At 46.0% G+C, this 13,008-nt stretch carries 7 protein-coding genes; 4 read left to right on the top strand and 3 right to left on the bottom strand.

From position 1 onward, the window contains the following. Window positions 1-3 precede the first annotated feature (3 nt). A complete protein-coding gene (locus C7475_RS03910; RefSeq protein ID WP_158286417.1) occupies window positions 4-1,602 on the bottom strand; it encodes a cyclic peptide export ABC transporter in 1,599 nt (532 codons plus the stop codon). A 225-nt stretch (window positions 1,603-1,827) separates the two neighbouring features. On the opposite strand from C7475_RS03910, the gene C7475_RS03905 reads away from it, so the two are divergent. Continuing rightward, window positions 1,828-2,895 carry a class I fructose-bisphosphate aldolase gene (locus C7475_RS03905; RefSeq protein ID WP_110051272.1) on the top strand — a complete coding sequence of 356 codons (1,068 nt, stop codon included), beginning with the start codon at window positions 1,828-1,830 and terminating at the stop codon, window positions 2,893-2,895. Here the strand turns inward: C7475_RS03905 and C7475_RS03900 are convergent. Together C7475_RS03900 and C7475_RS03895 are read right to left on the bottom strand one after the other, a co-directional pair. Beyond that, entirely contained in the window at window positions 2,892-4,067 is a 1,176-nt protein-coding gene (locus C7475_RS03900) for an aminotransferase class V-fold PLP-dependent enzyme (protein WP_110051269.1), read from the bottom strand. The genes C7475_RS03905 and C7475_RS03900 overlap by 4 nt on opposite strands. A 136-nt stretch (window positions 4,068-4,203) precedes the next feature. Next, the gene (locus C7475_RS03895) at window positions 4,204-4,476 is read right to left on the bottom strand and encodes a DUF4242 domain-containing protein (protein WP_110051266.1); all 273 of its coding nucleotides are present in this window, start codon (window positions 4,474-4,476) and stop codon (window positions 4,204-4,206) included. Window positions 4,477-4,834: 358 nt separating this feature from the next. Between C7475_RS03895 and C7475_RS03890 the strand changes: the two genes are divergently transcribed. From C7475_RS03890 to C7475_RS03880, 3 genes are all read left to right on the top strand, one after another. Further along, complete coding sequence (locus C7475_RS03890; RefSeq protein ID WP_158286416.1) at window positions 4,835-6,007, top strand: glycoside hydrolase family 2 TIM barrel-domain containing protein; 1,173 nt, start codon at window positions 4,835-4,837, stop codon at window positions 6,005-6,007. Between the two features lie 61 nt (window positions 6,008-6,068). Then, window positions 6,069-9,785: a glycosyltransferase gene (locus tag C7475_RS03885; RefSeq protein ID WP_199236166.1), complete on the top strand. Its 3,717-nt coding sequence runs from the start codon at window positions 6,069-6,071 to the stop codon at window positions 9,783-9,785. An 81-nt stretch (window positions 9,786-9,866) separates the two neighbouring features. Next, on the top strand, window positions 9,867-12,977 hold the full coding sequence (locus C7475_RS03880; protein WP_110051258.1) for an AsmA-like C-terminal region-containing protein: 3,111 nt from the start codon (window positions 9,867-9,869) through the stop codon (window positions 12,975-12,977). Window positions 12,978-13,008: the final 31 nt, after the last annotated feature.

Below are 13,008 nucleotides of genomic sequence, written 5' to 3'. Positions count from 1 at the left end.
TCGTTATTGTGAAATGATCTTACCATATTCCATTTCTATTACCTGGTCAAACTGTTCGGTATACTTGTCATCGTGTGAGACCATAATGACAGTTTTACCTTTTAACCTGAATGAGGGTAAGACTTCTGTGTAAAAGAACTTTTTGAAACCAGGGTCCTGGTCGGCGGTCACCTCGTCCAAGATCATAATGGGTTTATCTTCTAACAGGGTACATATCAGCGCCAACCTTTTACGCTGACCGGTCGACAATCTTACATTACTGAAATTCTCTCCGTTAAAATGTGTCTTGTGCGACAATCCCATCAGGTTGATATACTCATTGACCTTGTCGGCATTGAGTTTAGGGATGCCGTATATTTTAGGGAACAGGTGGAAGTCGGTAAAGATGGTGGAGAACCAGTAACGGTAATCTTCTTTGTTGTAATGTTTCAGATCATGCCCGTTCACCATGATGCGGCCCGACCCCGGATGATAGAGATTTGTAAGTACTTTCAGGAAGGTGGATTTTCCACTTCCATTCCCACCTATGATACATATCAGTGCCCCTTTCTTCAACGTGAAATTTATAGGTCCTAATGTAAAAGATGACTGCCTGTCCTCATCCATGTAATCGTACACCACATTCTCCAATTTGATCTCTTCGAACGCCGGCAGGGGAGGATAGGCTTTCTTCGTGTCCTCTTCTGAGAAAGAAGAGATCTTCCGTTCAAGGTGGTCAATGTTCTGCGTAGACTGGATCGCTTTCGCAAACAAGGGAATAGTGGTAACAATATTTTCGAGCGGACCGATCACAAAGAGGATAGATGCAGTAAGGCGGGTAAGTGTACCTGCATAGAGCGTCTGGAATTGCGGAAGCAGGAAAATGATCGAGGCCAGTAGCAGGTAGAACACCATTTCCGAAAACATGAACCCAACGGCAAAACGCAATCCGCTACTGATCTTGACGGACTTTCCATAATCTGCGGTCTCCCGTATGTCGCTGAACAGCTGTTCATTTTTCAGGTGGTTGATCTTTATTTCTTTAAACCCTTCCACCAGGTTCTCTATATGATCATAAAAAGCGGCTTCATTCTGATTGGCTGCCCGCAGTTCCTGGTTGATGGCACTTTGTCTCCTTAGAAAATAAGAAATGGCAATGGCGAGGATCAGGATAGTAGCCGTAAAAGCAGTGAATGAAAGGAACGCAATATAAATAAGTGCAAAGGTCACAAGTACCAATGCCTGAAATGCATTGATGATAACGGCGGCTGATTGCGAGATGAAGTTGGTATCGTTGGATACCCGTGTGAAGATCTCATCCTTGCCAATAGACTCCATAGGGGAGAGCTCACATTTTCTCAGTTTTTCCAGTATTCTGAGTCGCAGGTTATAAACGGCATTCTCTACTATAACAACAGATTTCCTTAGGATATATCTTTTAGTGATGTAGAATACAGCTAATGCACAGCCGAACATCAGGAGATATTTTACCTGTACTTCTCCTTCGCCGGCGGAGTTGGCCGCCGCATTCAGAACAGATAGTAAAACCGCATTGACGATACCGGATAAGACAGTGTAAAATATGAGGGTCCTTTTGGGAATGTCCGAATGTTGAAGAACCATTCTGAGGTATAACTTATATCCAACTGGCCGGGCTGTGTCTTTTATATTCTGATCGGGCATGAGTTTTTTAATAAGAGCTAATTTACAATCAGGGTGAAGAACCCTTGCCACATATTCCTGTAGTCTTTAACCTCCTCGGGTTGAATAGTTAGCCGGATTTTTTTGTAGCTTCGTTCCCGTCAATAGAACATAGTAGTTGCGGTAATTCATATTAAATAAAATACCATGACTTTAGACAAATTGAACAGCATATTAGGCGACGATGCCCCGAATCTGTTGACCTATAAATGCAAGTTTCCCAAAGAACAATTGCATCTTCCTTCTCCCCGTTTCCTTGACGATCATTTTGCCCTCTCGAACAGGAATGCCCAAACCTTACGCAGCCTGGCGCAATTATATAATTCGGGCCGCCTGTCGGGTACGGGGTACGTTTCTATTCTGCCGATAGACCAGGGTATTGAGCATAGCGCGGGCGCATCCTTTGCGCCCAATCCGCAATACTTTGATCCGGAAAATATAGTCCGGCTTGCCATTGAGGGAGGATGTAATGCCGTAGCCACTACCTTCGGCGGACTGGCCCTGATGTCCCGGAAGTATGCCCATAAGATCCCCTTTATCGTTAAGATCAATCATAACGAGCTGCTGACCTATCCGAACACATTCGATCAGACCATGTTCGGCTCTGTGCGGGACGCCTGGAACCTGGGCGCGGTAGCAGTTGGCGCTACGATTTATTTTGGCTCCTCCGAGTCAAGGCGGCAGATCGTTGAGGTGTCAAAGGCTTTTGAAGAAGCGCATAATCTGGGAATGGCAACTATATTGTGGTGTTACCTCCGTAACGACGCTTTTAAAGGCGGTAAAGACTATCACCTGGCGGCCGATCTGACCGGACAGGCTAATCACCTGGGCGTTACCATACAGGCTGATATCATCAAACAGAAGCTGCCGGAGATGAACGGAGGGTATAAGGCGCTCAATATGGGAAGCAGTTCTTACGGTAAGCTGGACGAGCGTATGTATACAGAGTTAAGTACGACAAATCCTATAGATATGTGCCGTTACCAGGTATTGAACTGTTATAGCGGCCGTATCGGATTGATCAACTCCGGTGGGGCTTCCTCCGGCGCCGGTGATCTGAAAGAAGCGGTACGTACTGCCGTGATCAATAAAAGGGCTGGTGGCATGGGCCTTATCTCCGGAAGAAAGGCATTTCAGCGGCCTTTCGGAGACGGTGTAGCACTGCTGAACGCTATCCAGGACGTTTATCTTTCAGACCAGGTCACAGTAGCTTAGACATAGGCCTTCAGCGTTTCAATGAAGCGGTCAATTTCAGCTTCGGTATTGTAGTAATGCGGGGATACCCGTACTGCCCATTCTATTCCTTTTTCAAGAAAGTCCATTTGAGCAGAAGTCTTCGAAGTGGTATAGATATTTATGCCTGCACGCCGGAAGTCGCGTTTGACGCTCTCCGGGTCGTGGCCCTGCATGCTGAAAGTGATGATGTTACATTTGGCGCTGCCTTTATCCTGTAGTTGGATCTTGCCTATCTCATTCAGTTCAGACCTTAAGATACCTGATAGAAGCTCATTCCGTGACTGGACATTTCCGATCCCAAGTGAGAGCAGGTATCTGATAGCCTCTGTACTGCCCGCCATCAGCGCATAAGCAGTTTCCCAGTCTTCAAACCGTTTTGCGTCAGGCAAAGACTGGTAGGTGTCCTTAGAAGTCCATTCTGCGCCTCTGAGGTCAATAAAAAGCGGTTCCAACCCCAACGCCAGCGCTTTATCTGAAACATACAACAGACCGGCGCCTCTGGGCCCCCGCAGGAATTTACGAAGTGTTCCGCTGATGAAATCAGCGTGAGTGGCCACAGCGTCTACATCCATCTGCCCGAGCGATTGACAGGCGTCCAGCAGGTAAATAGTGTCATGTCGTTTGATGATTTCACCGATAGCCACAACAGGCTGTACCAACCCTGAACTGGTGGGTACATGCGTTACCGATACCAATCGTGGTTTATATGTAAGGAGTTTTTTCTCAAGATCATCAAGATCAATCTCTCCCGAAGGCGCGTTTCTAACGGTTACAACTTTTACGCCGTACCTTTTCTGCAGTGATATGAACGCAATGAAATTGGATGGGTAGTCATTTTCAGATGTCAGTATCACATCTCCCTGTTTAAACGGGATAGCCGAAAGCGCCCTGTTGTAACTGTCCGTGGCATTTGTTGTAAAGGCGATATTCTGGCTTTTACAATGTAATAAACTAGCGGCAGCTTCATAAAAATTATCCAGGTCGCCTTTTCGTTTATCGGCAACTTCATATCCACCCGACAGTTCCTCTTCAGTGAGCCAGGCGCGTATCGTATTCGCTACGCTGGCAGGCATGAGGGCCGCACCTGCATTATTAAAATGGATGATATTTTCACAACCAATGGTGTCTTTTCTGATCTGTGCGATATCCATATTTCAAGTTACTTTTAGCTATTGTGTCTTTTGCAGTAATAGCAAAATAGCACTTTTTTTAACTACATGGATATCCTGTTACCGGACTAATACACGAAGCCTGGTTCAATAAAATTTATACCGGCGGACAAACGGTTTATTCTGCAGTGGTCGGATCAATCACGGCAGCTACCGGCTTGATTGAATTGGCAGGGAATCCTCCCTTTCTTGCATGTTCAAGGATCATGTCTTCATTGGGCGCAATGTAGACGCAATAAATTTTATCGCCTGTCACATAACTGTGTACCCATTGTATTTCCGGACCCATGTCACGTAACACATCACACGAAGATTGTGATACGTCCTTTAGCTGGTCGGCGGTTAAGTTGCCCGCACCCGGGATCTCCCTTTCAATGACATACTTCGGCATAGCTTAAAATTTAAATTGTTTTGGTTATGTGGTGTTCCGGCATGATGCCGCATCCCCCGTATCGTTGATAACAATTCTGCGGGGTTTTAGTTCTTGGAATATATTGATTCCCTGAACGACTACTGTCCTGCCCGGCGTTATGACCTGATTTACATGATGGTATATTGCCTGATTCGTATTATATTTATAACACGGTGAATGTTCGCAGATATCAAATTCATAAGATCGAATGAGGGCTGACTGTATTCGACGATATACGCTTCCACTATATTTGTTCCTCTACCTTTTTTGCAATTGCAATAAAGCTACAGGCCCCTTAAAAAAAGTTCGGATAGCACAAGAGCGTGGCAGGTATATTTTGTACCGGAATGACACTCCGTTCGTAGTAAAAGGAGGTTCCGGTTATGCGCGTATGACCATGTTAAAAGCGATTGGCGGAAATACCGTCCGGACCTGGGATACCGCGGGCCTGGGCGCTATACTCGATTCGGCGGCAGCCAATAACCTGGCTGTTATTGCAGGTCTGTATATTCCTGAAAGCAGGTACTTCGGCTTGTTTTACAACGATCAGAAAAAGGTGGATGAACAGTATGCCGCACTTCGTCAGGTTATACAGCGTTATCGTTCACATCCGGCATTGCTGATGTGGTGCCTGGGTAATGAAGTTGATTTTCCATTTAAAGCCCGCTACAACAAATTCTATGATGCATATAACAGGTTGCTGAATATGATCCATACTGAAGATCCCGACCATCCTGTTACGACTACGATGGTGAACTATCAGTTCCGGAATATTATCAACATCCGTCTCAAGGTAAAAGGTATCGATATCATTTCTTTCAACACCTTCGGTGATCTGCAGAAACTGAAGAATAATCTTTCCTCATTCAGCTGGTTTTGGAAAGGGCCGTTCCTGATAACAGAATGGGGGATATACTCACCCCAGGAATCGGTGAACACCGCATGGGGCGTGCCAATAGAACCTACAAGTACGAAGAAGGCAGCGCAGTATCGTGAAATGTATACCAGGGACCTGCCCGTAGACAATCCCCGTTTTCTTGGCGCACTTACCTTTTACTGGGGACAAAAAGAAGAAGTGACACCCACCTGGTACAGCATCCTGGATGATAGCGGCGGCGCTACCGCTATGGTGAGAGAAATGCAGTCTTTATGGACGGGAGCAACACAATTGCGTGAGCCGCCGGAACTTGAGTACATGTTGGTGAACGGCAAAGGCGCGGCAGACAATATTATAATGAAACCGGGTACAATGCAAACTGCCGAAGTTAGGATGATTGATCCGCTAACGAAGGGGCTGCGCATAGTATGGAAAGTACTTGATGAAGATTTCGATCCTCAGAATATGCATCAACCTAAAGCATATATGGTCGATCTTACTCCCGGCGACAGCCTGCGGGTAACTTTCCGGGCGCCATCAAAAGAAGGCCCCTACAGGATCTATTCATGGATTTATGATGATGATGGAAATGTGGCTACGGCCAATACACCTTTTTACGTAGTAGGAATATAATATGGTAACAAGGAAGCGCGTTTCCCCACCTTCAAAAAAAGAGTTGTTTATCCTCCGGTTTATGATCATCACCGGAGTAATCAGTATGGGCGTACTCCTGTACTGCCTTTTTAGTCCCGTTAATAAGGGCAATCTTCCGTTATACTGGCTGCTGATGGTAGCAGTTATTTTCACCTGTCTGAAAACATTGCACGAGTGGTACCATTATTTCTATATCACTGTTCCTGGCAGGCCGGTATCCGCATCACGGCCCACGGTAGATATCCTCACAACATTTTGTGCCGGTGAGCCTTATGAAATGGTCATCAGGACACTCGAAGCAATGCAGGCCATTACTTATCCGCATACCAGTTACCTCTGTGATGAGGCTAATGATCCGTTCCTGAAAGAAGTCTGCCAACGTTTAGGGGTACGTCATGTGACCCGCAATAACCGCTTGGATGCGAAAGCCGGTAATATCAATAACGCATTGCAATATGCCACCGGTGAGCTTTGTGTGGTATTGGACCCTGACCATGTACCAACACCCGATTTTCTGGAGAGGGTCGTGCCTTATTTTGATGATCCCCGGATAGGGTTTGTACAGATCGTACAGGCATACAGTAACATCGGCGATAGTATCATAGCGAAAGGTGCTGCCCAGCAAACCTTTCAGTTCTATGGTCCGATGATGATGTCCATGCATAAATATGGTACCGTGCAGGCTATTGGCGCTAACTGTACATTCCGTAGAAGCGCACTGGATAGCATCGGCGGACATGCAGCAGGGCTTGCGGAAGATATGCATACCGCCATGCAGTTGCACGCCGAAGGATGGACGTCGGTATACGTGCCGGAGGTATTGACACTGGGACTCGTGCCATCAACGCTGTCAGCCTATTATAAACAACAGCTGAAATGGTCGCGCGGTACTTTCGAACTGCTGGTAACTGCCTATCCTCAATTGTTCAGGCATTTTACCTGGCGACAGAAATTGCATTACGGTACATTGCCATTCCATTATTTCGTAGGAATTATCTGCCTGATCAATTTCATTGTACCGGTATTGTCGCTGGTGTTGGGAGTTATTCCCTTTCAGCTCGACCTGTTGTCATTTGCGATACTCGGGCTTCCTTATGTTTGCATCCCCCTTCTTATCAGGCATTTTGTGCAGCGTTGGGTGATGGGTGAAGAGGAGAGCGGGTTTCATATGGTAGGTGGCTTGCTCCTGATCGGTACCTGGTGGATCTACATCGTCGGACTAATATATACGTTGATCCGCCGGAAAGTGCCCTATATTCCCACACCGAAAGATGATAAGGAAGATACCAACTGGAAACTTTTCATACCCAATGCAGCCGTGCTGTTTATTTCTGCATTGGCTATTGTGTACGGGCTATGGCGGGACTGGAATCCTTTTTCCCTGGTGATGGCAGGTATTGCTTTTCTGAACTGCCTGATCATGTTGTTCAATATACTGGCAGGCATCTGGAGAGGGCGCATATCCCACTTGCCGCCTGCTACGCTAACCGAGTGGTTCTATCATCACTATTATGCCTTTAAAAGACTTGTATGGAAGTTACGGCACAGTTTATACGTAGTGGTGAGACGAACAGCGCTGCTGCTTACGCTTATTGTTTGCGGCCTTACTGTATGGTTTGTTTATGAAGATGCGAAGCCCCCAGCCAGTTATGCAGGTAAGCCGGCTGTTAAGCAGCCTATCTTCCTGACAGGCATTTTTAGTCCCACCGATGCTTCCGGTATAACATCCATGCAGGAAGTCAACTCGTACAATCAAATGGGGAATAACCACTTCGATATCATCTCCTGTTATATACCCTGGGGAGACGCACCGCAATGTTTTCCGCATGATTCACTGATGAATGCCATATACAGCGCAGACGCCATACCCATGATCACCTGGGAACCCTGGGCAGCTTTGTTCCGGGTTACCCGTACCGATACAGCATTGAGCGGGGAAAGGAAAATGATGCTTCACATTAGTCAGGGAAGCTTTGATGATTATCTGAATAAGTTTACAGCCCGCGTGAAGGCATTGAAACGGCCTATCTTTATCAGGTTCGGACATGAACCGGATAATCCGGCTTATCCCTGGTCAGGCAGTGGACATAATACAGCCGCAGAATATATACATGCCTGGAGATATGTGCATGATTATTTTAGTCGTGCAGGTGTGAGGAATGTCATTTGGGTATGGAACCCCTGGAAACCGGAAGCTATAACGCAATATTTTCCGGGGAATGGTTATGTTGACTGGCTGGGTGTAACAATATTAAATTATGGCAGTAAACATCCCGACGGACAGTGGTACAGTTTTAACGAACTGTACACACCTTATCATCAGCAACAGTTATTCCGTTCGGGTTTACCTGTTATGGTGGCCGAATTAGGTTCTTTGAAGAAGGAAGGAAATCAGCAGCACTGGTTGCAGGAGGCATTTTCAGATATGAAGGCAAGCTTCCCCGAAATAAAAGCTGCTGTGCTTTTCAACAGCAGTTATGACGTGAACATGGTGAGCAGGAAAGACAGCGGCGTACTTGACTGGAAGTTGTCAAAGCCTGCCAGGTCCTTGCAGGCTATGCACATGCTACAGAAAAATGATGATGATATCACCCGCCCACTCATACAGTTTGACACAATCAGTGGGAACCGCGATCATGGGCATATAATGGATAGCATTCGTGGAGTAGTTTACGTGAAAGGGATACCCTGGTTCAGGAACCAGCAAACGCTGACTAGAAAGGTGGTAGAAAAAGACCTGAAAGAAATGCGGCAAATAGGCATTAACACGATCAGAAGATTTGGTCCTGGTGTATATGATCACAATATTCTTGCTGTGGCAAATGATCTGGACATGCATGTCCAATATGCCTTTTGGATGCCTGATGTGGACGGCAATTTCCCGGCTGACAGAGAATGGAATAGTTTTACAAAGTCAGTGATAGCAACAGTCAGAAAAAGGAAGAGTGAGAACTGTATTATTGGCTGGCATCTGGCAAATAATATCTGGTCCGGTTTAACTTCAAGATACACGAAGCCAGCATTACTGAGGTATCAGGATGATTATTTAACCTCGCTCCGGGAACTGGTGCGGCAGATCAAAGAAGTGGATCCTTCACGACCTGTAACATTGGATGTTCCGCTGGATGAAACCATTAATGCTACGCTGGAAACATTTGCCGGCGCTCTGCCTGAAATTGCCTGTCTGGGACTGGTAGTTCCTGATGATACGAGTTCCATTACCCTGCCTCAAACGAGAGGCCCCTGGTTTGCCAGTGCGATGAGCGTAAATCAATATATCACATCGGGGACGGATAAGCCTTTGTTTATCAGCGCATGGCAGGACTTGCAAAACCGCAATGCAGTTACTTTCAACGGACTGCTTGATCTGAGGCGGCACTATAAACCAGCCTATTCACAACTGGCCCGCCTCTGGCATATCGACAGGGCAGGCCCGCCGTTACCAGGTATTAAGATATTACGTCCTGCCCGCATCACTTATGCAGAAAACGTGTTAACCTATCATGCGTTAGTGTATAACGGACAATGGCATCTTGGCAACTCCATCAACTATAAACTGACATTTGAATGGTTCCTCTACAAAACAGATGGCTGGGGTAATGCGATCTATATGCGTTCTATCGGCACAGGTCCCGATCTTGACCTGACCATTCCCGAGTCCCCCGAATTGTACCGCTTATACCTGGTCGTTAGTAAGGATGGTTACGCGGTGAGTGCCCATGCTCCACTTAACACACCGTTTAAAAAGGAGAATTAACACCTTATTTTTTTTAAACATTTGTAGGAATGTCTATCTTTGCGCCGCCAAATGGAGTGCAAATAAACGATCCTATACCTTATGCTTAGTGCTACTATGAAGAGAACCGCATGGCGGACATTGAAGATTACTTCAATAACTGCCGGGGGAATGTTACTGATACTTTTTCTTTTACCGCTCCTGTTTCCCGCGGCCGTTTCAAATAGGATCAAAAGCTGGACAAATCAGAACATCACAGGCGAGATCAATTTTTCAAAGGCAAGGTTATCTTTCTTTAATCATTTTCCTTCACTGACGCTCACGCTGTACGATTTCAGCCTGAAAGGATCATCTCCTTTCGAGCAGGATACATTGGTATCTGCCGGAGAAGTCTCATTTGGTGTAAACCTGGCAAGTATTTTTTCAGGTACTACCAGGGTCGATAAGATCTATCTCACAAAGGGGAACATCCACGTATTGGTGGATACCGAAGGCCGTCCCAATTACAACGTATATCAGCCTTCTCCTTCCTCCGGTAAAAACGCCGATAGCAGTAACGTATCATTAAAAATTGAAAAGATCCAGCTGGAACATTGTAAGATCTTCTACAATGATAAATCCCTTGCTTTACAGATAAAAGCTAAAGAGGTGAACTACACGGGGAAAGGCGACCTGGATAAATCGCAGTTTGACCTGTACTCACATATCAGCATTGCTTCATTTGACTTGTCGTACGGAGGCATGCCTTACATACAGTCTAAAAAGCTGGATGGCAACCTGATCACGCGTATCAATACGAAGTCGCTGAACTTCGTTTTCGAGAGGAATGATCTGAAAATCAATCAGCTGCCAATGAAGCTGAATGGTGCATTCAGCTTCCTGAAGAACGGCTATAAGATAGATTTCAAGCTTACTTCCGGTGAGTCTACCCTGGAGGCGCTCTTTAGCGCATTGCCGGCGAAGTACACTACCTGGATGGAAAATACTGACATCAAAGGAGCTGCAGAGGTAAATGCTTCATTGATAGGGAAGTACATTGCGAAGACTAACAAGATGCCTGATCTCACATTTCATATGAAAATAAGAGAGGGAACGATTGCCAGCGCTGGTGCGCCTTCTGCTATTGAAGGCTTACGGCTTGATTTTCGTGCAAAGCTCCCTGAAATGGATCCGGAAAGGTTTACCATCAACGTTGACTCCGCATTCTTTAAGCTTGATAAAGGATATTTCAGTTCTGATATCAAAGTAACCGGGCTGGCAAGGCCTGACATCCATGCAAAAATGAGCGCTGACCTGGACATGGATAAATGGGCGCAAGCTATGGGCTGGGATGCCTTTGACCTGAAAGGCCGATTGCTGGCGCAGTTACAGGCGGATGGCAGATATACGCAGTATACAGTGAATAATGGCCCCGGGCATGAAGCGGACGTAGTGATCAGCAGTATTCCTGTATTTGATTTTAAATCCAGCCTCAGTGACGGATATCTGAAATTCAAGGATGTGAAAGAGTCTATCCGTCATGTTAGCTTTGATGTACAGGCTTCCTGCCCTGATAACAACTATGCCAACGTACATGTTGATGTAAGTAAGCTCAATGCAGAGGTATTGGGTAACTATCTCAAGGGATATCTTCAGTTGAACAATGCACAGGAGCCACATGTAGACGGTAGTCTGAAGGGACTGCTGCATCTGGCCGACATTGAAAAGTTCTATCCGTTAGATGGCGTTGACATGACCGGTGATCTGAGTATTAATATCCAGAGCCAGGGCATCTATCAACCAGCAAGAAATCTATTCCCGGTAACAACCGCTGCGCTCAATATGAACAACGGAATGGTACAAACGAAGTACTACAAACACCCTGTTGAAAAGATCAATGTGAACGCTACCCTGACAGACACGGCCGGTAGTTTTCATGACCTAAAGATTGATATAAAGCCGGTATCATTTGAATTTGAAGGACAGACCTTTACACTCAAAGCTGCGCTGAATAACTTCGATGATCTGCACTATAACATTCTTGCCAATGGTATCATAGATCTTGGTAAGATATACCGGGTACTGGGCAGGGAAGGATTTGACGCAAAAGGTTATGTAAAGGCTGATCTGAGCCTGCAGGGTACGAAGAGTGATGCCATGAACAGCCAGTACGACAAACTGTTTAACAAAGGAACACTGACACTCAGGGATGTTTCACTAAAAGCAACAGCATTCCCGCTGCCTTTCTATATCAATAATGGCGTTTTCCGTTTTGAAGAAGATAAAATGTGGTTCGACAAGTTCGACGCACATTATGGTAAGTCAGACCTTCATCTGGATGGTCATTTATATAACCTCATCAGCTATGCTACGCAGAAGGGCCAACGTTTGCAAGGAGCTTTTAATCTGAAGAGCAACTATATCCTGGTAGACGAACTGGTGTCTTCCAATAGTAACGCTTATAGCAGTGATGAACCCGGAGCTTCCGGTGTTGTTGTGATACCCGATAACCTCTCACTGACGCTGAATGCGTCAGCGGGTAAAGTTGATTTCCGGGGGATAGATCTGCAACATTTCCGCGGACAGTTACAGATGGACAACGGCAGTCTGCAATTGAGTAAAACAGGCTTCGATATCATTGGCGCCCCTGTTGAAATGGAAGGGCAATACACCAGCCAGAACGAAGAGAGCGCCACATTCGACTACCATATTAATGCACGGGAGTTTGACATCAAACGTGCTTATAATGAGATCAGGTTGTTTCATGATATGGTATCTTCTGCGGGTTCCGCAAGCGGTATCGTCGGACTGGATTACCGCATCAGTGGTAAGTTTGGGGAGAATATGCGCCTGAACTATCCTTCTTTGAAAGGTGAAGGGGTATTATCACTGAAGAAAATAAAACTGAAAGGGTTCAAATTATTTAATGCTGTCAGCAATACCACAAAGCGGAATATTAAAGATCCGAATCTGTCCGAAGTGGACATCAAATCCACTATAGGTAACAATATCATTACGATAGAGCGCACAAAGATGCGTATTGCCGGTTTCCGTCCCCGCTTTGAAGGGCAGGTAAGTTTTAACGGCCGGCTGAACCTGAAGGGCCGTATTGGACTGCCGCCTTTGGGGATCTGGGGAGTGCCGTTCAGTGTAACGGGGACACAGACGAATCCGCAAGTAAGATTGAAGAAGGGGAGTGACAAGGACTCGCTGGATAAGGAGGCAGGGGAGTAGGGATAAGGGGTATTTGTTTTTGTCCTGATCG

The organism is Chitinophaga sp. S165, from assembly GCF_003182155.1.
Classification (GTDB): Bacteria; Bacteroidota; Bacteroidia; order Chitinophagales; family Chitinophagaceae; genus Chitinophaga.
The sequence above is the reverse complement of the archived record's forward strand: the minus strand, read 5'-3'. Positions and strand labels throughout refer to the sequence as shown.

What these genes read in the sequence shown, in the direction of transcription:
- C7475_RS03910 (WP_158286417.1), bottom strand. Translation starts at nt 1,602, where the DNA reads ATGGTTCTTCAACATTCGGACATTCCCAAAAGGACCCTCATATTTTAC.
- C7475_RS03905 (WP_110051272.1), top strand. Translation starts at nt 1,828, where the DNA reads ATGACTTTAGACAAATTGAACAGCATATTAGGCGACGATGCCCCGAAT.
- C7475_RS03900 (WP_110051269.1), bottom strand. Translation starts at nt 4,067, where the DNA reads ATGGATATCGCACAGATCAGAAAAGACACCATTGGTTGTGAAAATATC.
- C7475_RS03895 (WP_110051266.1), bottom strand. Translation starts at nt 4,476, where the DNA reads ATGCCGAAGTATGTCATTGAAAGGGAGATCCCGGGTGCGGGCAACTTA.
- C7475_RS03885 (WP_199236166.1), top strand. Translation starts at nt 6,069, where the DNA reads ATGATCATCACCGGAGTAATCAGTATGGGCGTACTCCTGTACTGCCTT.
- C7475_RS03880 (WP_110051258.1), top strand. Translation starts at nt 9,867, where the DNA reads ATGCTTAGTGCTACTATGAAGAGAACCGCATGGCGGACATTGAAGATT.